Origin of the sequence: Bacteroides sp. BFG-637 (genome assembly GCF_024793605.1) — a bacterium.
Lineage (GTDB): Bacteria > Bacteroidota > Bacteroidia > Bacteroidales > Bacteroidaceae > Bacteroides > Bacteroides vicugnae.
This window is the reverse complement of the sequence record NZ_JANUPD010000002.1, coordinates 6,577,800-6,604,580: the sequence shown is the minus strand read 5'-3', so window position 1 is coordinate 6,604,580 and position 26,781 is coordinate 6,577,800. Positions and strand designations below refer to the sequence as shown.

Below are 26,781 nucleotides of genomic sequence, written 5' to 3'. Positions count from 1 at the left end.
TAAAACAATATGGTATATGATGTGACTATGTTAGAAGCTTTCTACGCTGCTTATAAAGGAAAGGTAGAACACGTGCGGGCTATATTGAAACGCCCCTTGACGTTGGCCGAGAAGATTTTGTATGCTCATCTGTATGATGTAGCCGATTTAAAAGATTACAAACGGGGAGAAGATTATGTGAACTTCCGTCCCGACCGTGTAGCTATGCAGGATGCGACTGCGCAGATGGCATTGCTTCAATTTATGAATGCAGGTAAGGATCAGGTGGCTGTGCCCTCAACAGTACATTGCGATCACTTGATACAGGCGTATAAAGGTGCAAAGGCGGATATTGCTACGGCAAGATTGACCAATGAAGAAGTATACGACTTCCTTCGCGATGTATCTTCCCGTTACGGCATCGGTTTCTGGAAACCGGGAGCAGGTATTATCCATCAGGTAGTACTCGAAAACTATGCTTTCCCCGGCGGTATGATGGTAGGAACGGATTCCCACACTCCTAATGCAGGCGGACTGGGCATGGTAGCTATCGGTGTTGGTGGCGCGGATGCTGTGGATGTGATGACAGGAATGGAATGGGAACTGAAAATGCCGAAGATTATCGGTGTTCGTCTGACCGGAAAACTAAGTGGCTGGACATCTCCGAAAGATGTAATCCTGAAACTGGCCGGCATCCTTACCGTAAAAGGAGGAACAAATGCTATTATCGAATATTTTGGTCCTGGAACCGAATCCCTTTCTGCTACCGGGAAAGCTACCATTTGTAATATGGGTGCCGAAGTAGGGGCTACTACCTCTCTGTTCCCGTTTGACGGGCGCATGGCTGCCTATTTGAGGGCTACCGGAAGAGATTGTGTGGTCGATTGGGCGGAGGCTGTCGATGCCGATCTTCGTGCGGATGATGTAGTGACCGACGAACCATCCAACTATTACGACCGTGTGATTGAAATAGACTTGTCGGAACTCGAACCTTATATAAACGGACCGTTTACACCGGATGCCGCTACTCCTATTTCCGAATTTGCAGAAAAAGTGTTATTGAACGGCTACCCCCGCAAAATGGAGGTGGGCTTGATCGGTTCATGTACCAATTCTTCTTATCAGGATTTGAGTCGTGCAGCTTCTTTGGCGAAACAGGTCACTGAAAAGAACTTGAGTGTCGCTGCTCCGTTAATCATCAATCCGGGTTCGGAACAAATTCGGGCTACTGCCGAAAGAGATGGGATGATTGAAGCTTTTGAACAGTTGGGTGCCACGATTATGGCAAATGCCTGTGGCCCTTGTATCGGTCAATGGAAACGCGAGACGGACGATCCGACACGGAAAAATTCAATCGTTACTTCTTTCAACCGTAACTTTGCCAAACGTGCTGACGGTAATCCGAATACCTATGCGTTTGTAGCTTCTCCGGAACTGACAATGGCATTAACGATTGCCGGCGATCTCTGCTTCAATCCGTTGAAAGACAGACTGGTGAATCATGACGGAGAAAAGGTGAAACTATCCGAACCAGTAGGAGATGAACTTCCTTTGAAAGGTTTTACATCCGGAAACGAGGGGTATATTGCCCCGCACGGAGCAAAAACGGAAATCAAGGTGAAGCCTGATTCTCAACGTCTCCAGCTCTTGACGCCTTTCCCGGCATGGGACGGACAGGATTTACTGAATATGCCTTTACTGATTAAAGCACAAGGAAAATGTACTACCGACCATATCTCTATGGCAGGTCCGTGGCTCCGCTTCCGGGGACATTTGGAGAATATTTCCGACAATATGCTGATGGGAGCTGTCAATGCTTTCAACGGTGAAACGAACAGCGTTTGGAATCGTTCAACAAATACTTATGGAACAGTTTCCGGTACGGCAAAAATGTATAAGTCTGAAGGTATTCCGTCTATAGTTGTTGCCGAAGAGAATTATGGAGAAGGTTCCAGCCGTGAACATGCAGCCATGGAACCGCGCTTTCTCAATGTGCGTGTCATTCTGGCTAAGAGTTTTGCCCGTATCCACGAAACGAATCTGAAAAAGCAGGGAATGCTTGCTCTTACTTTTGTAGACAAGGCAGACTATGACAAGGTTCAGGAACACGATCTTTTGTCAGTAGTAGGTTTAGTCCATTTCGCACCGGGTCGCAATTTGACGATTGTTCTTCATCACGAAGACGGAACGAAAGAAAGTTTTGAAGTACAGCATACCTATAATGAACAGCAGATAGCCTGGTTCCGTGCCGGCTCTGCTTTAAATGCAAGATAAAATATGAGCAAGATAACCATGCAAGCAGATGGTACGTTGCTGGTGCCCGATGTGCCTACCGTACCTTATATTACCGGCGATGGAGTAGGAGCGGAAGTGACTCCTGCCATGCAAGCCGTAGTGGACGCAGCTATCCGGAAAGCTTATGGCGGCAAACGTCGGATCGAATGGAAAGAAGTGTTGGCTGGAGAACGTGCCTTCCATGCAACAGGTTCCTGGTTGCCGGATGAAACAATGGAAACCTTTCAGGAATACCTGATAGGAATCAAAGGCCCGTTGACAACTCCTGTCGGAGGTGGAATCCGGTCGTTGAATGTAGCGCTGCGTCAGACACTTGATTTATATGTCTGTCTTCGTCCGGTTCGTTGGTATCAGGGAGTACAGTCGCCTGTCAAATCACCTGAAAAAGTGAACATGTGCGTGTTCCGTGAAAATACGGAAGATATCTACGCAGGTATCGAGTGGGAAGCCGGTACTCCGGAAGCTGAAAAGTTCTATAAATTCCTGAAAGACGAAATGGGAGTAACAAAAGTCCGTTTCCCGGAAACCTCTTCTTTCGGTGTGAAACCTGTATCACGTGAGGGTACTGAACGTCTGGTACGTGCTGCCTGCCAGTATGCGCTCGACCATCATTTACCTTCTGTAACGCTGGTGCATAAAGGAAATATCATGAAGTTCACGGAAGGTGGCTTCAAGAAATGGGGTTACGAGCTGGCACAGCGTGAATTTGCCGATGCTTTGGCAGATGGCAGACTGGTGATAAAAGATTGCATTGCCGATGCTTTCTTGCAAAATACACTCCTGATTCCCGAAGAATATTCCGTGATAGCTACCTTGAATCTGAATGGAGACTATGTTTCCGACCAACTGGCGGCCATGGTAGGCGGTATCGGTATTGCTCCGGGAGCAAATATCAACTATCAAACAGGACATGCCATTTTTGAAGCGACTCATGGAACAGCTCCCAATATTGCGGGAAAAGATGTGGTGAACCCTTGTTCTATTATACTTTCGGCCGTAATGATGCTCGAATATTTTGATTGGAAAGAAGCGGCTGCTCTGATAGAGAAAGCCTTGGAACAAAGCTTCCTGGACGCTCGCGCTACACACGATTTGGCTCGTTTTATGCCGAATGGAACCTCCCTCTCTACTTCCGCTTTCACTCGTGAGATCGTGGAAAGAATTGAAAAATAAAAGTAACGAATAAAAAACGAAGAAAGATGAAAAAAGAGTACCTGATTTACAAACTTTCCGAGGAGATGAAGGAAGCTACCCGGATTGATAATGAATTGTTCCCAAAGTTTGATGTGAAACGCGGATTGCGTAATGAAGACGGCACAGGTGTATTGGTAGGTTTAACCAAAATCGGTAATGTAGTAGGCTATGAACGTATTCCGGGTGGTGGATTGAAACCGATACCGGGAAAATTATTCTATCGTGGTTATGATGTGGAAGATATTTCGCATGCCATTATCAAAGAGAAACGTTTCGGTTTTGAAGAAGTGGCTTACCTGTTGCTTTCCGGACGTCTGCCGGATAAAGAAGAATTGCTTTCTTTCCGTGAATTGATTAACGACAATATGCCGTTGGAGCAGAAAACAAAAATGAATATCATAGAGTTGGAAGGAAACAACATCATGAATATTCTTTCACGCAGTGTGCTTGAAATGTACCGTTTTGATGCGAATGCGGATGATACTTCCCGGGATAACCTGATGCGTCAGAGTATTGAACTGATTTCGAAATTTCCCACTATCATTGCTTATGCGTACAATATGCTTCGCCATGCTACTTTCGGACGTTCTCTGCATATCCGCCATCCGCAGGAAAAACTCTCTATTGCCGAGAACTTCCTGTACATGTTGAAAAGAAATTATACCGAACTTGATGCTCGTACCCTCGATTTGTTGCTGATTCTTCAGGCAGAACATGGGGGCGGTAACAACTCCACTTTTACCGTTCGCGTTACTTCTTCCACCGGAACGGATACTTATTCGGCCATCGCCGCAGGTATCGGTTCATTGAAAGGCCCGCTTCATGGAGGTGCAAATATTCAGGTTGCCGACATGTTCCAGCATCTGAAAGAGAATATCAAAGATTGGACAAGTGTGGATGAGATAGACACTTATTTCACCCGAATGTTGAATAAGGAAGTATATAATAAGAGCGGATTGATCTACGGTATAGGACACGCCGTTTATACAATCTCCGATCCCCGTGCTCTTCTGTTGAAAGAATTGGCTCGTGACCTTGCCCGTGAAAAAGGAAGAGAAAGTGAATTTGCTTTCCTCGAACTGTTGGAAGAACGAGCCATCGCTACTTTCGGACGTGTTAAAAACAACGGAAAGACAGTATCCAGCAATATCGACTTCTATTCAGGCTTCGTGTATGAAATGATCGGCTTGCCGCAGGAAATCTTCACTCCTCTGTTTGCTATGGCACGTATCGTAGGCTGGTGTGCACACCGTAATGAAGAATTGACCTTCGAAGGTAAACGAATTATCCGCCCGGCTTATAAGAATGTACTCGATGATTTGCCTTATATTCCAATCAAGAAACGCTGATAAAAACAAATCCTTTTATTGAATATATAAGTGATCCCGGATGTATGCCTCGTAATTTCAGGTATGCGTTCGGGAATGCTGTTTTTTTATGTTCTTAAAGGAATGTATTTCAGATTCTTTCTATTTTTTGTACCGTCATTCGTTTCATTTTTGTTATTTTTGCGTGTTACAAAAAAAGATCGACATGAATATAGCTGCTTTTAATCTGTTTCTGGGCGTGATGAGCCTGATTGCCCTGGTTGTTTTTATCGCCCTTTACTTTGTGAAAGCCGGATATGGCATTTTCCGTACGGCATCGTGGGGCGTAGCTATATCCAATAAACTAGCCTGGATATGGATGGAAGCTCCCGTTTTTCTAGTGATGTGTGTAATGTGGATATATTCCGAGCGTCGGTTTGAACCGGTAATCTTCACTTTTTTCCTGTTCTTCCAGATTCATTACTTTCAACGTGCTTTCATTTTTCCCCTGCTACTGACGGGGAAAAGTAAGATGCCGCTGTCAATCATGTCGATGGGTATTCTTTTTAATTTACTGAATGGCTATATGCAAGGTAAATGGATCTTTTATCTTGCTCCCGAAACGATGTATCAATCCGGTTGGTTCGCTTCACCGTGGTTTATTATAGGCACACTGCTTTTTTTCACAGGTATGCTGACGAACTGGCATTCGGACTATATCATCCGGCACTTGCGCAAACCGGGAGATACCCGGCACTATCTGCCTCAAAAAGGTATGTACCGTTATGTCACTTCCGCCAACTATTTCGGTGAAATAGTGGAATGGGCAGGATGGGCGATACTCACCTGTTCACTTTCCGGACTTGTTTTCCTTTGGTGGACGATTGCTAACCTTGTTCCTCGTGCCAATGCCATCTGGTGCCGTTATCGCGAAGAATTCGGCGATGCAGTGGGAGAACGGAAACGAGTGTTCCCTTTCCTTTATTAGGTATTAGGGCATTTTTCATTACGACTTAAATATGACTCAATAAATATACTACTATGGAATCTAAACTTTTTAGTCCGGTCACCTTTGGCCCTTTGACGTTGCGGAATCGAACAATCCGTTCGGCAGCTTTTGAGAGCATGTGTCCGGAGAATACTCCTACGCAGATGTTGCTGGATTACCATCGTTCGGTAGCTGCGGGAGGAGTGGGTATGACAACAGTGGCCTATGCGGCTGTGACGCAAAGCGGACTTTCTTTCGACCGTCAGTTGTGGTTGCGTCCGTCTATTATTCCCCGTTTGCATGAATTGACAAAAGCTGTGCACGATGAAGGTGCAGCAGTGGGTATACAAATCGGACATTGTGGGAATATGTCCCATCGAAATATTTGTGGTGTCACTCCTATATCCGCATCTTCGGGTTTTAATCTTTACTCTCCTACGTTTGTGCGTGGAATGAAAAAGGAGGAGTTGCCGGAAATGGCACAAGCGTATGGAAATGCTGTCAATCTGGCGAGAGAAGCAGGATTTGACGCTGTTGAAGTGCATGCAGGACATGGTTATTTGATTAGCCAGTTCCTTTCTCCATATACCAATCATCGGAAAGATGAATATGGTGGTTCGCTCGAAAACCGGATGCGTTTTATGGACCTGGTGATGGAAGAAGTGATGAAAGCGGCAGGCAATGATATGGCCGTTTTGGTAAAAATGAATATGCGTGACGGTTTCAAAGGAGGCATGGAGATTGACGAATCGATACAAGTGGCTAAACGTCTATTGGAACATGGAGTTCATGGATTGGTGTTGAGTGGAGGCTTTGTGAGCCGTGCACCGATGTATGTGATGCGGGGTGCCATGCCAATCCGTTCGATGTCTTACTATATGAATTGCTGGTGGCTGAAATACGGAGTCCGTATGTTTGGTAAATGGATGATCCCCTCTGTACCTTTCAAAGAAGCATATTTCCTTGAAGATGCACTGAAATTCCGGGCAGCTCTTCCGAATGCGCCGCTGATTTATGTCGGCGGTCTTGTTTCTCGTCAGAAAATAGATGAAGTGCTCGATTCCGGTTTTGATGCCGTACAGATGGCGAGAGCTTTGCTCAACGAACCGGGATTTGTGAATCGGATGAAAAAGGAGGAACAAGCACGCTGTAGCTGTGGACACAGTAATTATTGCATCGGTCGTATGTATACGATAGAAATGGCTTGTCATCAACATTTGAAAGAACAAATCCCTTTGTCTTTACAAAAGGAGATTGATAAATTGGAGAAAAAATGAGTGAAATGAAATGGGCGATTATCACCGGTGCGGACGGAGGAATGGGGACAGAAATAACACGTGCCGTAGCCAAAGCCGGTTATCGAATCATAATGGCATGTTATAATCCGAAGAAAGCGGAGATTGTCCGCGAACATTTGAGCAAGGAAACCGGAAACCCGTATTTGGAAGTAATAGCTATTGATTTGTCTTCCATGCAATCGGTAGTTTCTTTTGCCAACCAGATTTTGGAAAGAAACCTCTCCATTGCTTTGCTGATGAATAATGCCGGAACGATGGAGACAGGTTTTCATACTACTTCTGATGGGTTTGAGCGAACGGTAAGTGTGAATTATATGGGACCTTATCTGCTTACTCGGAAATTGGTTCCGCTGATGGTGCGTGGAGCGCGTATCGTCAATATGGTTTCTTGTACATACGCAATTGGTAAACTCGATTTTCCCGATTTCTTTCACAGAGGAAAAACGGGGAGTTTTTGGAGAATTCCTGTTTACAGTAACACCAAACTGGCTTTGTTACTATTTACTTTCGAACTCTCCGGGCAACTTCGTGAGAAAGGAATTACCGTCAATGCTGCCGATCCGGGAATTGTTTCTACCAATATCATTACGATGCATAAGTGGTTTGATCCGTTGACGGATATTTTTTTCGTCCTTTTATCCGCAAACCGAAGAAAGGGGCTTCTACGGCAGTCGGTTTATTGTTGGATGAAAAGGAAGCAGGCGTGACAGGACAACTGTATGTCAATAACCACCGGAAAAACTTGTCTGATAAATACACGAATCATGTGCAGAAAGAGCAGTTGTGGGAGGTGACGGAACGGTCGTTAGCGCAGTGGCTGACATGATTCATTATGACATTTTTCGAATTCAGTTGTCATTATTTCTTTGATCTGTTGGATCTCATCGCTTAATATTGAGTTTTTCCGATGTCCGATGTAGAGTGTATTTTTCATCTCTACATATCCTTTCCACAGGCATATAATATCTCCTCGTTCTATAGAATCCCGGCAGATAGAATGAGGCATAAGTGCCAGGCCGACACCTTTTTCCAGACAGCGGAGAATGGTGTTCTTGTCAGGCATCACATAATTGGGTGCGAAATCGCTCTCTTTTTTGAAATTGAGTTTCCAAAAACGCGCCCATATATTTTTTTCGTTGCTGTACCAAAGTTGAGATTGTAACCACTTTCTTACCTGACCCTTATTCTCAATATCCAGTTGCTGGAATTGAGAGATATCGGTTTCTTTTCCTGCAGCGACGATAAATTCGGAGGTTCCGAGAACTTGATATGAAATATTGTGAATGGGCGTTTCGATTGAAGTGATGATAATGTCTACCGAACCGCTTTCCAGAAGCTCACTCAATTTGTCGTTGTCTCCGAATTGTACGATGAGATTAAAATCTAAATCGGCGATATGAGGAGCTATTAGTTGAGAAAATAGTCCCGAATATACTCCAAGGCAAAGAGTCATTCTCTCTTTTCCACTTCTCTTGCGGACACTGTTTTCTACTTCTTCCAATTTGGTGAGTGAGTAACATATTTGCCGGTATAGCTTTCTTGCTCGTTCATTGGGAATCATTTTCCGGGTGTTACGTTCAAATAACGGATGTCCGATATAATTTTCCAGTGAACTTAAATGCAGACTGACGCCAGGTTGAGAAATATTCAACTCTTTGGCGGCGTCGCTCATAGTTCCCGTATCAAATATAGCTTTAAAGGTTCTAAACCACTCCAGATCTGCTCTCATCTTGTCTTATTTATTAGAAAAGTTTGGGTGATACCAAATTTTTATGATTTTTATAATTAATGCTTGTTATATACTTTTGCACCCGCAAATGTAATTCTTATTTAGAATAAATAAAAATATGAGTCGGGTGAAAAAGATTGTTTGTTGTGAAATAAAGAGGATGACAGGTCTACTGTTGTTGATGTTAATTTTCTCTCTATCAGCTTATTCGCAGCATGGGAAGGGAGTCATGATATCGGGTCGAATAATATCTACGGAAAAAGAAATAGTTGATTTTGCTACTGTTCACCTGAAAGGGACTGGTTTCGGTTCTGCCACTAACCGTGAGGGGCTTTATCATATTAAAGCTCCCGGTGGCGAATATACATTAGTTGTTTCCGCTATGGGATATAAAACGATAGAAAAAAAAGTGGTTTTAAGAAGGGGAGAACGGATAAAGATGAACTTTACCATCACTCCTGATGTGAAAGAACTTAGTGAAGTGGTGATTTCTACTTCTGGAGTGAATCGAGTGAATAAATCAGCTTTTAATGCTGTAGCGATTGATGCAACCAAACTTCATAATAGTACGCAGGATTTAGCCAGTGCTTTAACGAAGGTGCCTGGTGTGAAGTTGCGTGAGTCAGGCGGGGTGGGTTCGGATATGAATCTTTCTTTAGATGGAATGAGTGGAAAAAACATCAAGTTATTCATTGATGGAGTGCCGCAGGATGGAGTAGGAGGCTCGTTCAGCCTGAATAATATTCCGATTAATTTTGCAGAGCGTATCGAAGTATATCGTGGTGTGGTACCCGTTGGCTTTGGTACGGATGCTTTGGGCGGTGTGATAAATATTGTCACTGGAAATAAGCGGCGTACATTTGTCGATGCTTCATATTCTTATGGATCTTTCAACACCCATAAATCGTATGTGAATGTGGGACATACGGCTGATAATGGGTTTACATTCGAAATCAATGCTTTTCAGAATTATTCGGATAATAATTATTGGATTGATACTCCGGTGGAACATTATGATGAAGTGGTCGATGAAGATGGCTGGGTATCCGGCTGGGATTCGGAAAAAATAGAACGGGTGAAACGCTTTCACGACACTTATCATAATGAGGCTGTTGTGGGTAAAGTGGGGCTTGTGAATAAACCGTTTGCCGACCGTTTGATGCTTACCTTTACCTATTCGCAAAATGATAAGGAAATCCAGAACGGTGTTGTACAGGAAATTGTATACGGACAAAAACGGCGGAAAGGCCATTCATTTATGCCTTCGGTGGAATACCGGAAAAGAAACTTATTGCTCAAAGGTCTGGATGTGAACCTGACTGCAAACTATAACCGTAATATTACTCAAAACATTGATACGGCAACTTATGAATATAACTGGCTGGGACAAATGCGGTATAAAAAAGGTAAGTTGGGCGAGCAGAGTTATCAAGACTATAAATCAAGTACCGATAACTGGAACGGTACCTTTACTGCCAATTATCATTTGGGTGAAAGCCATGCTTTCGTGCTTAATCATGTGTTGATGGGGTATGAGCGTAAACCTACTTCTTCTGCTAATATAACAGATGCTACGGGTGCCGCCCAGTATAGCAAAATTGAAAAGAAATCAAGGAAGAATATCACAGGACTTTCTTATCGTTATAGTCATAAGGATTTGTGGAATGTTTCTGTGTTTGGTAAATACTATAACCAGTACAGTAGTGGGCCGAGAAATACCAACAATGATGATAGTTCTTCCAATAATAGAGTCAGTTATGAAGAGTCTGCCGGTAGTACCGGAGCCTTTGGCTATGGGATAGCTGCTACGTATTTGTTTTTGGATGGATTTCAGGCAAAGTTTTCGTATGAAAAGGCGTTACGCCTTCCTACAGCCGATGAATTGTTTGGTGATGATGATATGGAACTGGGAGATGCAGGATTGAAACCGGAACACAGTCATAACGTAAATGCGAGCTTGTCTTACTCACACGAATTTGGAAAACATTCTATATATGTCGAAGGAGGATTGGTGTATAGAGATACGAAGGACTTTATCCGGCGTTTGACCGGAACGTTTTTGGCAGGTTCATCACAATATGCAGCATACATGAACCATGGACGTGTAAGGACAATGGGCTGGAATGCGGAAGTACGCTATAATTATTCTAAATGGTTTTCTATCGGTGGAAATTTTACCGATTTGAACACGCGTGATTACGAGAGGTACGGATTGAATGGGAGTGAATCGACTACCTATAAAGTAAGGATGCCGAATATTCCTTATTTGTTTGCTAACGTAGATGCTTCCTTTTATGCGCATCATCTTTTTGGAAAGGGCAATTTGCTGACAGTAACGTATGATAATTATTATGTGCATGAATTTCCTCTCCATTGGGAAAATCATGGGGCTTCCAATAAAAAGGGAGTACCAAGTCAGTTTTCTCATAATCTTAGTTTGGTTTATAGTCTGAAGAACTCCCGCTACAACTTTTCTCTGGAATGTAAGAACTTTACAGATGAGAAGCTTTATGACAACTTTAGTCTACAGAAAGCCGGTCGTGCTTTTTATGGGAAAATCAGATATTATTTCAACAGATAAAAAATGAACAGGCTCTTTGAGCTTAATCTTTAAATATTAGTCAATTTTTAATAGGAACAAAAAATGGTAAGAAAGAATTTTTTATGGATGCTTGCAGTGTCTATGGTTATGGGATTGACAGTTTTGTCTTGTAGTGATGATGAGCCGGGAAATCAGGGAGACGATGGTGAAGGAACAGGTAGTGACTCTCCCAAATATGGGGTCAATTTTACCCTCATTGATTCGGATCAGCAGAAGTATAAAACTTCCACTCTGGTAACCGAAGATTTGGTTGGAAACGGAGAATATTTTACCGTATCCGGCTTTGAATCCATAGGTGATAAAGTGTATACAGCCTTGTGTCCGTTGGGTTTCAGTGATTATGGAATTGAGTCGGGAGCAGCAGAGGGATATGAAGACCTGATTGCGGAAGATGAAGAAACCGGAGAGAAGTCAATAAGTGCAACTGTACACCCTAATCAAGTTTGGATTGGAATTTATGACGGAATTAATAATTTTGATAAGAAGCCGACTATCATCACTGATAATCGTATCAGCTATGCAACTTCACGTTATCGTTCTCAATTCTACCCAACTATTTGTGCGGCAGATGACGGTTATTTGTATGTCTTCTCAAACAGTGTAGCAAAGAGTCAAAGTAATGAAAAAAATAAAACGACTCTTGATGCAGGAGTGCTTCGTGTCAACACAACAACTAACGAGTTTGACAAGTCTTATTATTTTAATATAGAAGATGCGGCAAATGCTACATTTGGAAAGAAACTCTCTTTCTTCCAGGTATGGCATATCACAGGTACTAAATTTTTGTTGAGAATGTACGCTACAGAAGGAAAATATGACTCTACGAGTGATGCAAAAATGATGGCAATTTTTGATTCTCAAAGCGGAACTTTAACTAAGGTGACCGATTTCCCGGTTGCTGAAGAATTGGCGGATATGGGAAGATTTGTTTATGTTGAAAATGGTAAAGCCTATATTCCGGTCGTATTCCAGAAATCTGCTTCGGGTTCATCTACAGTTCAACAACCCGCCATTTATATTATTGATGCTGCGGCTGCTAAGGCTACTAAGGGAGCGACTGTTCAGGCTGACGGAGGTATTACCGCTATTTGTAAAATGAATAATGGGACGTTGGAGAAATATGTAATTGCTGCTGCAAGTTCGGAAGCCTCTTATTTGGTTCCGGCAACAGAAGCGGAAATAAATGATCCGGATGCTGTATTAACTATTAAAGTGGAAGGTGGTAGTACGGAAACGGATGCTGCAACTCATTGGCTCTTCCCTAATCAAAAATATGCATACGGTTTGGGATACCGTCAAGGTGATGCCGGAGTTTCATATTCTTTCGAACTGAAAAGTGACGGTACATTGGGCAAGCGTTCGGCAGAATTTACTATGCCGCGTTTTACGGCATTCGGAACTAGAGATCAATATTTGATTCTGGGTGCTGCTGCTGAAACAAGTTTATAAAACAGTATAAAAATAGATAAAGGCCGGTTCTCTCTCTTCTTTTTTAGAGGGACTGGCTTTTTACCACTCCAAATACAATGAAGAAAATTTTCAGACAAATACATTTGTGGCTTTCCGTCCCTTTCGGACTGATAATTACTCTTATCTGTTTCTCCGGTGCTATGCTGGTATTCGAGAATGAGGTAAATGAGTTGTCCCGTCCTGCACTTTACTATGTAGAAACAGTAAAAGAGGAACCTATTCCTATCGATAAGTTACTTGAAAAAGTGGCAGCGACATTGCCGGACAGTGTATCTGTGACCGGTGTTAGCATTTCTTCTGATCCCGGGCGTACTTATCAGGTCAATCTTTCCAAACCACGCCGCGCATCTTTGTATGTAGACCAGTACACGGGTGAAGTAAAAGGAAAAAGTGAGCGCAGTAGTTTTTTTACGTTTATGTTCCGGATGCACCGCTGGCTGTTGGATAGTATGAAACCGGGAAATGATGGAATATTTTGGGGTAAGATGATTGTAGGTGTCAGTACACTGTCATTGGTTTTTGTATTGATCTCGGGAATCGTTATTTGGTGGCCTCGTACACGTAAGTCTTTGAAAAACAGTCTGAAAATAACAGCAACAAAAGGTTGGAAAAGATTTTGGTATGACTTGCATGTGGCGGGAGGAATGTACGCCCTGATTTTTCTGTTAGCTATGGCATTGACGGGATTGACATGGTCCTTTCCGTGGTATCGGACAGCTTTTTATAAAGTCTTCGGGGTAGAAATGCAAGTGCATACCCTCCAAGGACATGAACAGAAGGGTAATCCCCAAAAGGGAGATGTCAGACTGGCACATCAAGAAAAGAAGAGAGAAGGCAATGATGCACAAAATGGTGAAAGAGGTGGGCGTCCGAAAGGTCGGAAGGACAATAGAGAACATGGAGAGAGGCCACATAATGGTAAAGAACAATCAGGAAATCATAAAAAAGATAGAGAGCATGCCGGAAATCAGGGGACTGGAGAATATCCACGGAGGCAGTTGGACAGTAAGGAATATCCGGAAAACGATCACAGTAATCGGTATTCTGCGGCTTTGCCATTCGCTTATTGGCAGGAAGTGTATGATAAACTAAGGTATCAAAATCCGGAATATAAGCAAATCAGTGTTTCTTCCGGTACGGCAAGTGTATCTTTCAACCGCTTTGGAAATCAGCGTGCGTCTGATCGTTATTCTTTTAATACGGATACTGGTGAATTTACAGAAACAAGTCTTTATCAACATCAAGACAAGTCAGGGAAGATTCGCGGCTGGATTTATTCGGTACATGTCGGTAATTGGGGAGGGATGTTTACCCGCATACTTGCCTTTATTGCCGCTTTGATTGGGGCTGCATTACCACTGACCGGCTATTATTTATGGATAAGGAAATTCATCAGGCAATTAATAGGTACGAAGAAATAAAGGCTGTATAATGGTAGGCCATTGTCAGTAATGGCATCTTTACTTTATTTCTATTCCGATTTGAGCAAAATCATACGATTTTGTTTAGAATACATTGTGATTTGTACTCTTTTTATTGTCAATCTGTCAGAATAACACTCAAGTGGTTGAATATCAATTCTATATATCCTGACAATAGATGCTGATAATAGGCTGACAATAAAACATATATACTTTTATTGTCAGTGCTGACTCCTTATCAGGTAGCTTGTTTGCAGGCTGATAAAGTGGGGGGAATAGGAAAAGAAACTGGTATAGTTACGTTGGGATACCGGTATTGTTCTATTAAAGTATCGGTATCATTAATTTCCCACGGCCGTGACAAGGTCTTCTCACGGCCGTGGTAGGAACTCTTCACGGCTGTGGGAAGAAGCTACCACGGCTGTGGTGAATTAGCTATATCGGCATCCTAATCGAACAATAGTTACTGTATGATGGAAGTATTGCAGTTGTATAACGGTAATTTAATGGATATTTGTCGCGAAAGGTAAGTAGCACTGGAGGATGGAATTCATATATGTGAACGCACTTGGTGTTGTAGTTGCGTTCATCTCTATCATATTAGTATAAATAAAAGAGCCATGAATAAATGGGTTACTCCATCATTCATAGCTCTTTATCGTCATATATCAGTATAAATAAACTCTTTAGAATAAAAAATTAGATCGAAAGCTCTTTCAATACAGTGACGAGGTCTCTCTTGATCGGTTTGTCATTCTTAATAGCCTTGCTGAACGGCACGTAAACGATTTCATCATGTTCGATTCCGATCATAACATTGCGTTGATCTTCCATAATGGCATCGATAGCAGCAGCACCGAGGCGGCTTGCCAGAATACGGTCGTGAGCGGTAGGACTACCACCACGTTGCAGATGACCTAAAATCGTCACACGTACATCATATTGCGGATATTCGTTTTTCACACGTTCGGCATAATGCATGGCTCCTCCTGTCAGTTCGCTTTCGGCTACTAATACAATGCTACTGTTTTTGGACTTGCGGAATCCGTTTTTGATAAACTCTTCCAGTTGGTCGACTTCCGTACTGAATTCCGGAATAATGGCAGCTTCCGCACCCGAAGCGATAGCTCCGTTCAACGCAAGGAAACCGGCATCACGTCCCATAACTTCAACGAAGAACAAGCGTTCATGTGAAGTGGCTGTGTCGCGAATCTTATCTACGGCATCCAATATGGTATTCAATGCAGTATCATATCCGATGGTCGTATCTGTACCGTAAAGGTCATTGTCAATAGTTCCCGGCAGTCCGATACATGGAACATCAAATTCCTGTGCAAAGATACGCGCACCTGTCAGTGAGCCGTCTCCACCGATGATAACCAAAGCATCAATGCCTTCTTTTTTCATGTTGTCATAAGCCAACTGACGACCTTCCGGAGTCGTGAACTCTTTACAACGGGCTGTTTTCAGGATAGTACCACCCAACTGGATGATATTACTCACATTCTGACTCTTGAATTCTTTGATTTCACCTGTAACCAGACCTTTATATCCTCTGTATATACCTTTAACTTGCAATCCATTGTAGATGGCTGCACGTGTCACTGCACGTATAGCAGCGTTCATTCCTGGAGCATCACCTCCGGAGGTCAAAATTCCGATACACTTAACTGTTCCCATATAACAATCTCTCATTAATTAGTTTGACGCGGCAAATGTACAACAAAAAGTTGAAAGCAGTGGTTATGAAGTTTTTTTTCGTAAGAAGAAAACATTAAAAATGTTCAAATGACCTTTTTTTGCTTTCCTTTTATTCATTCGTGTTACTTTGCCGTTTCCTTATGTTACTTTGCTATTATTCTTTGTCAGAATAAAGCTGTTATTCTTTGATAAGCGTCCGAATGTGATTGTAAATCTTCTCCATCAGCCATTTAGGAGTAGAAGTCGCACCACATACGCCAATTGAATTTACGTTTTGAAGGAGAGAAGGATCTATTTCTTTCTCATTATCTATCAAATGTGAATTGGTATTTACCTTCAAACATTCTTCAAACAGCATTTTTCCGTTTGAACTCTTTTTGCCACTGACGAAGAATATCAAATCGTGTGTAGCTGCAAACTCCCGGAGCTTAGGCATCCGGTTGGCAACCTGACGACAGATAGTATCATAATATTCGAAAGTCGCTTCCGGTGAAATATGTTGCTTGAAGTATTCCACGATTTCCTGAAACTCGTCCAGTGACTTGGTGGTCTGTGAGAAAAGACGGATGCTTTTGTTTAAATCCAACTGTTTGGCTTCTTCTGCCTTTTCAATGACAATTGCTTTTCCATCTGTTTGTCCCACCAATCCCAATACTTCAGCATGGCCGTTTTTGCCGTATATGACAATTTGTTTTTCTTTGTCACTGTCTGTCAGATACCCTTGTCTGATGCGTTTTTGCAAACGTAATACTACCGGACAGGTCGCATCGATAATCTCTATATTATTTTCACGGGCAATCATGTAAGTTTCCGGTGGCTCTCCATGTGCACGAAGCAATACTTTGGCATTCTTCAGCTGCTTGAATTCTTCCCGGTTGATCGTGATTAATCCCATCGTTTTAAGCCTTTCCACTTCCCGGCTATTGTGTACAATATCTCCGAGACAATAGAGAGTCTCTCCCTTTGCCAACTCTTCTTCTGCCTTATGAATGGCTGTCACCACACCAAAGCAGAAGCCGGACCCCTCGTCTATCTCCACCTTGATCATAAAGCAAACTATTTACTTACCTTATTAAATTGTCTGAAAAGCCATTCCTTTTGCTCTTCAATCGATAAGTGGGTGTTATCCAGAAGCAGGGCATCTTCAGCTTTGCGAAGCGGACTTACTTCCCGGTTCTGGTCGATATAATCCCGTTGTTTCACGTTTTCCAGAATTTCGTCGAAGCTGGCTTCCTGTCCTTTTGCTTTCAGTTCGTCATAACGGCGTTGAGCACGGATTTCGGGAGTAGCGGTTACAAATATTTTCAGTTCCGCATCAGGGAAAACGGTGGTTCCTATATCCCGGCCATCCATCACAATTCCCTTTTCCTTTCCCATAGTCTGTTGCTGCGCCACCATTTCTTCACGTACGAAGTCAAGCGTACTGATAGGACTCACTTTGGAAGAAACCTCCATCGAACGGATTTTATTCTCCACATTCACGCCGTTGAGATACGTGTCGGGACGTCCGGTTTCCTTATTCAGCTGGAAAGATATACGAATGTTCTTGATTTCATTTTTCAGTTTCTCCGTATCGATCACGTCTCCGTTGAAAATCCCGTTTTCTATACTATATAAAGTGACCGCACGATACATGGCTCCGCTGTCAATGTAAATATAACCCACTTCGCGGGCAAGATCTTTGGCCATTGTACTTTTTCCACAAGAGGAAAAGCCATCGATTGCAATTGTTATCTTTTTCATATTCAGTTTATCTGATTTGTCCGCCAAAGATACGGTAAATTTGAAAATCAACCATAGGTTTGCTGTTAAAAGGGGCAAGACAAGTACGAAAGAATTAAAAAAGTTAAAAAGCTGGATAAAAAAGAGATAAAGAGGAGAATGGATCTATGAAAATGTACTATATTTGCCCAGAGACACACGGAAGACACTTTTTTTTTAATCATTATATTAATAAATTTATGGAAGTTAAAAAATCACCCAAGGCAGACTTGGAAGGCAAGAAGTCTACATGGCTGCTCGTTGGTTACGTGGTAGTTCTAGCTTTCATGTTCGTGGCGTTCGAATGGACCCAGCGTGACGTGAAAATAGATACAAGCCAGGCAGTAGCTGATGTTGTGTTTGAAGAGGAAATCATTCCTATTACTGAAACCCCGGAACAGGCAGCACCACCACCACCTGAAGCTCCAAAAGTAGCAGAATTGCTGGAGATTGTGGATGATAAGGCTGAAATTGAAGAAACAACAACTATTATTAATGAAGATAATCAAGCTCGTGTAGAGGTTAAATACGTGCCTGTACAGGTTGTTGAAGAAGAGCCGGAAGAACAGACAATTTTCGAGGTTGTAGAAAATATGCCGGACTTCCCGGGCGGACAAGCAGCTTTGATGCAGTATCTGGCAAAAAATATTAAATATCCGACTATCGCACAGGAAAACGGAACTCAAGGACGTGTTATCGTACAGTTCGTTGTTAATAAGGACGGTAGTATCGTGGATGCGAAGGTTGTACGTAGCGTTGACCCGTATCTGGATAAAGAAGCCCTCCGTGTGATTAACACCATGCCGAAGTGGAAACCAGGTATGCAGCGCGGAAAACCGGTACGTGTAAAATTTACGGTTCCTGTGATGTTTAGATTGCAGTAATTTGTAACACTATAAATTGGGAGGCTGCTTTCGGCAGCCTCTTTTTATTCATTCATTTTTTTATTCATCATGTTTACAGCTTCTCAATTACTCGATAAGATAAATAATCATATCTCTGAAATCCAGTTTACCCGGACGCCGAAAGGGCTTTATGAACCGATTGAATATATCCTTTCTCTGGGTGGGAAGCGCATACGTCCTGTATTAATGTTGATGGGATATAACCTGTATCGGGAGGATGTTGCATCTATATACGATCCTGCCACTGCAATCGAAGTTTATCACAATCACACCTTGTTACATGATGATTTGATGGATCGTTCGGATGTGCGCAGAGGGAAACCTACCGTACACAAGGTCTGGAACGATAATACTGCTGTACTTTCGGGAGATGCTATGCTGATTCTGGCATTCCGGTATATGACGGGTTGTCCGCCGGAACACCTGAAAGAAGTGATGGATTTATTCAGTCTGACTACACTCGAAATCTGTGAAGGACAGCAACTGGATATGGAATTTGAATCTCGCTGTGACGTCACAGAAGACGAATATATTGAAATGATTCGTTTGAAAACAGCTGTGTTGCTTGCGGGTAGCCTTAAAATTGGTGCAATTCTCGCAGGAGCGACTGCTGAAGATGCAGAGAATCTATATAATTTTGGAATGCATATCGGAGTAGCATTCCAGTTGCAGGATGACTTGTTGGATGTATACGGTGATCCGGAAGTGTTCGGGAAGAAGATAGGTGGAGACATCCTCTGCAATAAAAAAACATATATGCTTATCAAAGCACTGAACCGTGCGGATGAAAAGCAGCATACTGAATTGAATCGTTGGTTGAATGCGGAAGCTTTTCAGCCTTCTGAAAAAATCGAAGCGGTAACTGAAATCTATAATCAGTTGAACATCCGCAATATCTGTGAAAGCAAAATGCGTGAATATTATACGCTCGCTATGGAAAGCCTGGCGGCGGTAGCTGTTGCAGAAGACAGAAAAAAGGAACTGAAGAATCTGGTGAAATTGTTAATGTATCGTGAAATGTAGCTATTATGCCTTATAGACGATTACCAAATACAGATCAAGCAAGAGTTCGGGCACTGAAAGCGGCTGTCGAAAAGGGAGAGATGTATAATGTGCGTGACTTGGCTATTACATTGAAGACATTATTTGAAGCACGTAACTTCTTGCATCGGTTCGAGGCGGCGCAAATTTATTATACACAGTGCTACGATAATCAGTCACGTGCCAGCCGTAAACATCAGATGAATGTGAAGACTGCCCGGCTGTATATCTCTCATTTTATTCAGGTGCTTAATTTGGCAGTGCTTCGTGATGAAATCAAGGTGATACATAAAGAGTTATATGGCTTGCCTGCTTCTAATACCGTACCGGATTTGTTGAGTGAAGCCTCATTGGTAGAATGGGGGAAGAAAATAATCGAAGGCGAACAACTAAGAACCACTCAAGGTGGCATACCTATTTATAATCCGACTATTGCACGCGTGAAAGTGCATTATGATATTTTCCTGGATAGCTATGAACGGCAGAAGAATTATCAGGCATTAACCAATCGTAGTCTTGATGAACTGGCGTCCATGCGTGACCGTGCCGATGAATTGATTTTGGACATCTGGAACCAAGTAGAAGCCAAATATCAGGATGTCACTCCCAATGATACCCGATTAGAAAAATGTCGCGACTATGGGCTGATATATTATTATCGCTCCAGCGAAAAAATAAAAGAAGAAAAAGAAATATCATGTTGATCGATACTCATTCTCATCTTTTTGTTGAAGAATTTACCGAAGACCTGCCGCAGGTGATGGAACGTGCACGGAAAGCGGGAGTTTCCTATATTTTTATGCCCAATATAGACAGTACGACCATTGATGCTATGTTGTCAGTTTGTAGGGATTATCCGGGATTTTGCTATCCGATGATCGGATTGCACCCCACTTCTGTCAATGAATCATATGAACAGGAATTAGCGATTGTCCACAAATACCTGTCGACTTCCCATGAATTTGTGGCTATCGGAGAAATAGGTCTTGATCTTTATTGGGATAAGACTTTTCTGAAAGAGCAGATCTTGGTTTTTGAAAAACAAATAGAGTGGGCGCTAGAATATGATCTTCCCATTGTAATCCATTCAAGAGAAGCGTTTGAATATATATATAAGGTAATGGAATCCTATAAAAATACCCCATTGACCGGCATTTTTCATAGTTTTACCGGGACATCGGAAGAAGCGGAGAAAATGTTGGAATTCGAAGGATTTATGTTAGGTATCAATGGAGTTGTAACTTTCAAGAAGTCGACCTTACCGGAGACACTGGCGACTGTTCCTTTGGAACGTATTGTGCTCGAAACCGATTCTCCCTATTTGGCTCCCGTGCCGAATCGGGGAAAGAGGAATGAAAGTGCCAATGTGAGAGACACCCTTATGAAGGTGGCGGATATCTATCAGATGGACCCGGAGTACGTTGCACAGGTCACTTCTGTGAATGCGCTAAAAGTGTTCGGAATCCGCAAATAAGGTTCGAAAGGTTTTAAATTATATTAATTTGCAGTATTTATTCGAGATAAAAGAGTAAGAATGCTTCTTGAAAAGAAAAAAAAGAATACATTTGTAGCTGAAAATGCTGAAAACGCAGAGGGAGAGGTGCTCGAGTGGTTGAAGAGGCACGCCTGGAAAGCGTGTATACGCCAAAAGTGTATCCGGGGTTCGAATCCCCGTCTCTCCGCAGAAATGAAAGAGAGATGAGAAGTAAATACAATAATAATCAATTAATTAATCTTAAAAATTAGACACACAATGAAAAAGTTATTTGCAATTGTTGCTGTGATTGGGGCCTTCACTTTTGGCTCAATTCAATTTGCTCAGGCTCAAGACGCTCCTGCAGCAGAACAAACTGAACAACAAGCTGCTCCTGCCGCTGAAGCTACTACAGCTGCTGCTCCTGCTGCAGAAGAGGGTGGTATTCACAAGGAAATCAAAGTTAAATTCATCGAAGGTACTGCATCTTTCATGAGTTTGGTAGCTATCGCTTTGGTGATCGGTTTGGCTTTCTGTATTGAACGTATCATTTATTTGAGCTTGGCTGAAATCAACACAAAAAAATTCATGGCATCTATCGAAGCTGCTTTGGAAAAAGGAGATGTTGAAGCTGCTAAAGACATTGCTCGTAACACCAGAGGTCCGGTTGCTTCTATCTACTATCAAGGTCTGATGAGAATTGATCAGGGTATTGATGTAGTTGAGAAGTCAGTTGTATCTTACGGTGGTGTACAGGCTGGTTACCTTGAAAAAGGATGTTCTTGGATCACACTGTTTATCGCAATGGCTCCGTCACTCGGATTCTTGGGTACTGTAATCGGTATGGTGCAGGCATTTGATAAAATCCAGCAGGTAGGTGATATCTCTCCGACGGTTGTTGCAGGTGGTATGAAAGTTGCCTTGATTACAACTATCTTCGGTTTGATCGTAGCATTGATCCTTCAAGTATTCTACAACTACGTACTTTCTAAAATTGAGGCTCTTACAAGTGAAATGGAAGATTCTTCCATCTCTTTGCTTGACATGGTAATCAAATATAACTTGAAATACAAAAAATAATCTAAAATGAGTAAGTTAACATATAAAGCATCGTATTACGCACTTTATGCGATGTTTGCCATTATTCTGATCGTAATAGGGCTTTTCTTTTTCGGAGGAAATGCTACAGGCGATGCAGTGATTGTGGGGGTAGATCCCGAAATGTGGCAGCCGGCTCAAACAGATGCCTTACTCTATTTGATGTACGTCTTGTTTGGTGTGGCTATTGCTGCTACAGTTCTTGGTGCTATATTCCAATTTGGTGCAGCTCTCAAAGATAATCCGGCAAACGCTATCAAGTCTTTGCTCGGTTTGGTTCTTTTAGTTGTTGTTTTAGTTGTAGCTTGGTCTATGGGTGATGGTACACCGATGCAGATCCCTGGCTATAGTGGTACTGACAACGTTCCTTTTTGGCTGAAACTAACAGATATGTTCCTTTATTCTATTTACATACTGTTGTTTGTGACTATTGTTGCAATCATTGCAAGTGGTATAAAGAAAAAATTATCGTAATCAATTGAGGACACTCAATCAAATAAGTGATTAAAAATGGCAAAAGGAAAAAGAAAAGTTCCTGATATTAACTCAAGTTCTACGGCGGATATCGCTTTCTTGTTGCTGATCTTCTTCTTGATTACGACATCAATGGATACGGACCGTGGTTTGGCAAGACTTTTGCCTCCACCACCTGAAGATCAAGATCAACAGAATACAGATAAGATCAAAGAACGTAACGTCTTACAGGTATACCTGAATAAGGATGATGCCTTGATGTGCGGAAATGATTATATCAGTGTTGATGAGCTAAGAGAAAGAGCTAAAGAATTTATTGCTAATGTTGCTAATGCAGAACACATGCCTGAAAAAACACAGAAGAATGTAGGAATTCTTCGGCACATATCTGGTTAATGACAAGCACGTAATTTCTTTGCAGAATGACCGTGGATCTTCTTATCAGGCATATATCAGTGTGCAGAACGAATTGGTGGCTGCATATAATGAATTGAGAGACGAGTTGGCTCAGGAAAAATGGCAAAAGACATATGCGGAATTGAATGACGATCAACAAAAGGCGATTCGTGAAATTTATCCGCAGAGAATTTCTGAGGCAGAACCTAAAAAGTACGGAGATAAAAAGAAGTAAGTAATGGGAAAATTTAATAAGACTGGTAAACGTGAAATGCCGGCATTGAATACTTCTTCGTTGCCTGACCTTATCTTTACTTTGTTGTTCTTCTTTATGATTGTAACAACAATGCGTGAGGTAACATTAAAGGTGCAGTTTACACTTCCGCAAGGTACTGAACTCGAAAAACTGGAGAAGAAATCGCTGGTAACATTCATTTATGTAGGGGAACCTACACAAGAATATCGCGCGAAAATGGGTACTGAAAGTCGTATTCAGCTGAACGACAGCTATGCTGAAGTTGGTGAGGTACAAGACTTCATTTTCCAGGAACGTGCAAGTATGAATGAAGGTGATGCAGCTAAAATGACTGTGTCTCTGAAAGTAGATCAAAAGACAAAGATGGGTATTATTACTGACGTAAAAAATGCTCTTAGAAAATCTTATGCTTTGAAGATTAACTATTCAGCCACTAAACGAGGTGAGAAGTAATTAGTTAATTTAATATATAAAAGTGAAGGGTGTCCAAATCGATTTGGACACCCTTCACTTTTATATGCAAATGTTGCACCATATTAGAATATAGTCACTTTATATGCTTTTAAATAGATAAGTCTTTAAGATAAAAAAGAATAAAATAACGGCAATTTGGTATGATAAAATTCACTTTCAATAGGAATTATATATAATTTTGTACCTGTTTTTATTATTTATAATATAATTAAATAATTTTGATTGTGAATAAGTTAGTTGCAAAGAAGGCGTTTCTTTTGCTGGTACTAGCGTGCGCAATGTTAGTGACGGTAGAACCGATTTACGCAAAGAAGAAAAAAAACACGAAAACTGCGAAAAAAGAGTCTCCCTATGAGAAGATTTTTAAAGGGAAGAAAGATGAGGTGAAAAAAGGAGTGATAACTCTTCATAAGATTGAAGGAAAAATCTTATTTGAGTTCCCTCTTACCCTTCAGAATCGCGAGATGCTTTTAGGATCGACAGTTTCAGAGATTAGTGACAATGGAAATGCATTGGTTGGGCAAAAAATTAAGAAGCCCCTGCACATTAAGTTCGCATTACGTGATAGCGTGATGGAGATGCGCGAAGTAAGTAACTTTGCACGTCGTCCAATCTTTTCTACGAGTAAGGATGAGTCCATAAAACAGGCAATGAAGAAAGGAATCGGAGAGCCTGTAATGGAGGGATTCAAAGTGATGGCGTATAATGCAGATAGTACAGCTGTAGTATTCGACATGACGGATTTTTTGGTGAGCGATAATAAGCGCATGGCTATTTTTGACCCTTATGGTAAGAAGACCATGTTTGGTGCTTGTGTGCGCCGGGCAACTTTCAAAAAAGAGCTCTCTTATGTCGATCAGATAAAATCATTTGATGATAATATATCGGTAACATCCAGTTTAAGCTATTTGCAGGATTTACTTTATATGGGTATTGTTGCGATAGCCTATCAGGAACCTGTTACGGTAAAAGTAAACCGGTCATTTGTTTTGTTGCCGGAGACTCCCGAAATGATGCCGCGTATGGCGGATCCACGAATTGGTTATTTTACTTCAAACAAGGAGGAGATTGCCGATGATTATGACGGAGTGAAAATGAATACTTATGCTAATAAGTGGAATGTATATCCTAAAGATGTAGAAGCTTACAAGCGAGGAGAACTGGTTGAACCTACGCAACCCATTCTTTTTTATGTAGACGATGCTTTTCCTGAAGAATGGAAAAAGGGGATTCATGAAGGTGTGTTGGTATGGAATAAAGCATTTGAACGTATTGGCTTTAAGAATGTGATGCAAGTGAAGGATTTCCCGAAGGATGATCCGGAATTTGATCCGGCTAATATTAAGTATAACTGCATTAATTATGCTCCGATCGGAATTGCGAATGCGATGGGACCATCGTGGATTGATCCTAGAAACAGCCAGATTATTAATGCTTCTGTATTTGTATATCACGATGTTATTCAGTTGGTGAATGATATGCGGTTTGTACAAACGGCACAAGTTGATCCAAGAGTGCGGACTCCCAAACTTCCGCAGGATGTATTGGACGAAAGTTTGCGTTATATCATTTCTCACGAGGTTGGTCACTGTCTGGGATTGATGCACAATATGGGATCTTCTTTTGCTTATGCAACAGAATCGTATCGTGATCCAGTGTTTATGAAAGAACATGGTACTACTCCATCTATAATGGACTATGCCCGTTTTAATTATATTGCACAACCCGAAGATAAAGATGTATGCCTTACTCCTCCGGTGTTAGGTACTTATGATTATTATGCCATTAAGTGGGGATATACGGTATTTCCGGAAGCAAAAACTACTGAAGAAGAGATTCCTTATTTAGAAAGTATTATTAAGAGTAAAATGGGGGACTTGGAATATAGATATGGGAAACAACAGTTAGGTTATGGTGTTTTTGACCCGACTTCTTTATCGGAAGATATAAGCAATGATGCTATGAAGGCAGGTGCTTATGGTATCAAGAACCTGAAGTATATATTAGACAATTTCAATACATGGCTGGATGATAAAGATCCCGATTTTACATATCGTGATCATCTTTATGACGCATTGGTTTCACAGTATGTACGTTATCTGAATAATGCATGGGCAAATGTAGGTGGTTTCTTTATCAATGAGCATTACGTCGGTGATCCGTATAATACATCAGAAGTGATTCCTCATGATATGCAGAAGCGTGCTGTTCGGTTTGTTTTGAATGAATTAAAGAACATTGACTGGATAGATAATCCTGATGTAGTAAAGAATCTGACTTTTGACGGTTCAATGTCTCGTTCCATCTTGAAATCGATGAGCAAAAAGATTCTGAATACAAAACGTGTTTCATTAGCTGCTTACCGTGATTCTTCCGCATATTCTCCACAAGAATATTTGGATGATATTTATACTATTTTGTGGGAGTCGACTATTAAAAATGTGGAACCGACTGAATCCGAACGTATTTTGCAGACAGAAGTATTGATGGGCATTATCCGCAATGCTGATCCGTTGACAAAGAAGGACGAGATTGATGAAGTATTGTTTGCGGATCTGAAACAAGCTGCCCAGACAGGTACATTACAATTGCCTGCTAATACGGATCTGCCTCTGTTTCAGTTGTTTGATGTATATAAGCACTTGACAGAGCAGGGAGATGCAGATTGTTGTGTGGATGCAGGGCATTATTACCAGACTGCTAACGCTATGAAAAAGATAAATGAATATGCAGGCTTTGATTATATTTATTATATTCTTAATACCTCAAATAATAATCAGAACCATCTGTATTTTGATTTATTGACGCGTATAAAGAATATAGTGGAAAAGCGTAAGAATTCAGGTTCATATGCAACCCGCTCTCACTATGAATATTTATTGTCTATCATTAATGACTTTGAAAAGGCAAAATAAAAA

Annotated in this window: 20 protein-coding genes, 1 tRNA gene and 2 pseudogenes; 19 read left to right on the top strand and 4 right to left on the bottom strand. The window is 41.6% G+C overall.

The genetic code is table 11. From position 1 onward, the window contains the following. Nucleotides 1–9: 9 nt before the first annotated feature. The 6 genes and pseudogenes from NXX38_RS26100 (at nt 10) to NXX38_RS26075 (ending at nt 7,887) form a co-directional block, all read left to right on the top strand. Nucleotides 10–2,253: an aconitate hydratase gene (locus NXX38_RS26100; protein WP_217721694.1), complete on the top strand. Its 2,244-nt coding sequence runs from the start codon at nt 10–12 to the stop codon at nt 2,251–2,253. A gap of 3 nt (nt 2,254–2,256) precedes the next feature. Then, entirely contained in the window at nt 2,257–3,447 is a 1,191-nt protein-coding gene (icd, locus tag NXX38_RS26095) for an NADP-dependent isocitrate dehydrogenase (protein WP_217721693.1), read from the top strand. A 26-nt stretch (nt 3,448–3,473) separates the two neighbouring features. Then, nucleotides 3,474–4,817 carry a citrate/2-methylcitrate synthase gene (locus NXX38_RS26090; RefSeq protein ID WP_148365136.1) on the top strand — a complete coding sequence of 448 codons (1,344 nt, stop codon included), beginning with the start codon at nt 3,474–3,476 and terminating at the stop codon, nt 4,815–4,817. A 184-nt stretch (nt 4,818–5,001) separates the two neighbouring features. Further along, nucleotides 5,002–5,763 carry a DUF1295 domain-containing protein gene (locus NXX38_RS26085; RefSeq protein ID WP_074557642.1) on the top strand — a complete coding sequence of 254 codons (762 nt, stop codon included), beginning with the start codon at nt 5,002–5,004 and terminating at the stop codon, nt 5,761–5,763. A 53-nt stretch (nt 5,764–5,816) separates the two neighbouring features. After that, on the top strand, nt 5,817–7,040 hold the full coding sequence (locus tag NXX38_RS26080; RefSeq protein WP_195650559.1) for an NADH:flavin oxidoreductase: 1,224 nt from the start codon (nt 5,817–5,819) through the stop codon (nt 7,038–7,040). Then, a pseudogene (locus tag NXX38_RS26075) lies at nt 7,037–7,887 on the top strand (SDR family oxidoreductase). The gene NXX38_RS26080 and the pseudogene NXX38_RS26075 overlap by 4 nt, the downstream one beginning before the upstream one ends. Here NXX38_RS26075 and NXX38_RS26070 read toward each other — a convergent pair. Then, nucleotides 7,867–8,790, bottom strand: coding sequence for a LysR family transcriptional regulator (locus NXX38_RS26070; RefSeq protein WP_148365133.1), 924 nt, complete (start codon nt 8,788–8,790; stop codon nt 7,867–7,869). The pseudogene NXX38_RS26075 and the gene NXX38_RS26070 overlap by 21 nt on opposite strands. A 118-nt stretch (nt 8,791–8,908) precedes the next feature. Here NXX38_RS26070 and NXX38_RS26065 point away from each other — a divergent pair, with 118 nt between their 5' ends. From NXX38_RS26065 to NXX38_RS26055, 3 genes are all read left to right on the top strand, one after another. After that, the gene (locus NXX38_RS26065; RefSeq protein WP_258981702.1) at nt 8,909–11,371 is read left to right on the top strand and encodes a TonB-dependent receptor; all 2,463 of its coding nucleotides are present in this window, start codon (nt 8,909–8,911) and stop codon (nt 11,369–11,371) included. A 63-nt stretch (nt 11,372–11,434) separates the two neighbouring features. Next, nucleotides 11,435–12,841: a DUF4374 domain-containing protein gene (locus NXX38_RS26060; protein WP_258981700.1), complete on the top strand. Its 1,407-nt coding sequence runs from the start codon at nt 11,435–11,437 to the stop codon at nt 12,839–12,841. A 77-nt stretch (nt 12,842–12,918) separates the two neighbouring features. Further along, on the top strand, nt 12,919–14,283 hold the full coding sequence (locus NXX38_RS26055; RefSeq protein WP_258981699.1) for a PepSY domain-containing protein: 1,365 nt from the start codon (nt 12,919–12,921) through the stop codon (nt 14,281–14,283). Between the two features lie 699 nt (nt 14,284–14,982). Here NXX38_RS26055 and pfkA read toward each other — a convergent pair. The 3 genes from pfkA to cmk form a co-directional block, all read right to left on the bottom strand. Continuing rightward, the gene (gene pfkA, locus NXX38_RS26050) at nt 14,983–15,963 is read right to left on the bottom strand and encodes a 6-phosphofructokinase (RefSeq protein WP_004297914.1); all 981 of its coding nucleotides are present in this window, start codon (nt 15,961–15,963) and stop codon (nt 14,983–14,985) included. A 199-nt stretch (nt 15,964–16,162) separates the two neighbouring features. Continuing rightward, entirely contained in the window at nt 16,163–17,032 is an 870-nt protein-coding gene (locus NXX38_RS26045; RefSeq protein WP_195650563.1) for a 4-hydroxy-3-methylbut-2-enyl diphosphate reductase, read from the bottom strand. Between the two features lie 8 nt (nt 17,033–17,040). Continuing rightward, nucleotides 17,041–17,727 carry a (d)CMP kinase gene (gene cmk / locus NXX38_RS26040; RefSeq protein ID WP_148365128.1) on the bottom strand — a complete coding sequence of 229 codons (687 nt, stop codon included), beginning with the start codon at nt 17,725–17,727 and terminating at the stop codon, nt 17,041–17,043. A 218-nt stretch (nt 17,728–17,945) separates the two neighbouring features. Between cmk and NXX38_RS26035 the strand changes: the two genes are divergently transcribed. The 10 genes and pseudogenes from NXX38_RS26035 to NXX38_RS25990 all read left to right on the top strand — a co-directional run bounded on the left by NXX38_RS26035 (nt 17,946) and on the right by NXX38_RS25990 (nt 26,778). Continuing rightward, complete coding sequence (locus NXX38_RS26035; protein WP_148365127.1) at nt 17,946–18,629, top strand: energy transducer TonB; 684 nt, start codon at nt 17,946–17,948, stop codon at nt 18,627–18,629. A gap of 69 nt (nt 18,630–18,698) precedes the next feature. Then, complete coding sequence (locus NXX38_RS26030) at nt 18,699–19,673, top strand: polyprenyl synthetase family protein (protein ID WP_122136863.1); 975 nt, start codon at nt 18,699–18,701, stop codon at nt 19,671–19,673. 5 nt (nt 19,674–19,678) lie between these two features. Next, entirely contained in the window at nt 19,679–20,395 is a 717-nt protein-coding gene (locus tag NXX38_RS26025) for a hypothetical protein (RefSeq protein ID WP_148365126.1), read from the top strand. Beyond that, nucleotides 20,389–21,165 (top strand): TatD family hydrolase, encoded by a 777-nt coding sequence (locus tag NXX38_RS26020; protein WP_258981696.1) that lies wholly within the window; start codon nt 20,389–20,391, stop codon nt 21,163–21,165. The genes NXX38_RS26025 and NXX38_RS26020 overlap by 7 nt, the downstream gene beginning before the upstream one ends. 120 nt (nt 21,166–21,285) lie before the next feature. Further along, nucleotides 21,286–21,373 (top strand) — tRNA-Ser (locus NXX38_RS26015). 71 nt (nt 21,374–21,444) lie between these two features. Beyond that, nucleotides 21,445–22,245, top strand: coding sequence for a MotA/TolQ/ExbB proton channel family protein (locus NXX38_RS26010; RefSeq protein ID WP_195650564.1), 801 nt, complete (start codon nt 21,445–21,447; stop codon nt 22,243–22,245). Nucleotides 22,246–22,251: 6 nt separating this feature from the next. After that, nucleotides 22,252–22,737: a hypothetical protein gene (locus tag NXX38_RS26005; RefSeq protein WP_148365123.1), complete on the top strand. Its 486-nt coding sequence runs from the start codon at nt 22,252–22,254 to the stop codon at nt 22,735–22,737. Nucleotides 22,738–22,773: 36 nt separating this feature from the next. Next, nucleotides 22,774–23,368 (top strand): annotated as a pseudogene (locus NXX38_RS26000) (ExbD/TolR family protein). A 3-nt stretch (nt 23,369–23,371) separates the two neighbouring features. Next, nucleotides 23,372–23,842 (top strand): biopolymer transporter ExbD, encoded by a 471-nt coding sequence (locus NXX38_RS25995; RefSeq protein WP_004315772.1) that lies wholly within the window; start codon nt 23,372–23,374, stop codon nt 23,840–23,842. A gap of 245 nt (nt 23,843–24,087) precedes the next feature. Continuing rightward, nucleotides 24,088–26,778, top strand: a complete 2,691-nt coding sequence (locus NXX38_RS25990; RefSeq protein ID WP_258981694.1) for a zinc-dependent metalloprotease — start codon at nt 24,088–24,090, stop codon at nt 26,776–26,778. Nucleotides 26,779–26,781: the final 3 nt, after the last annotated feature.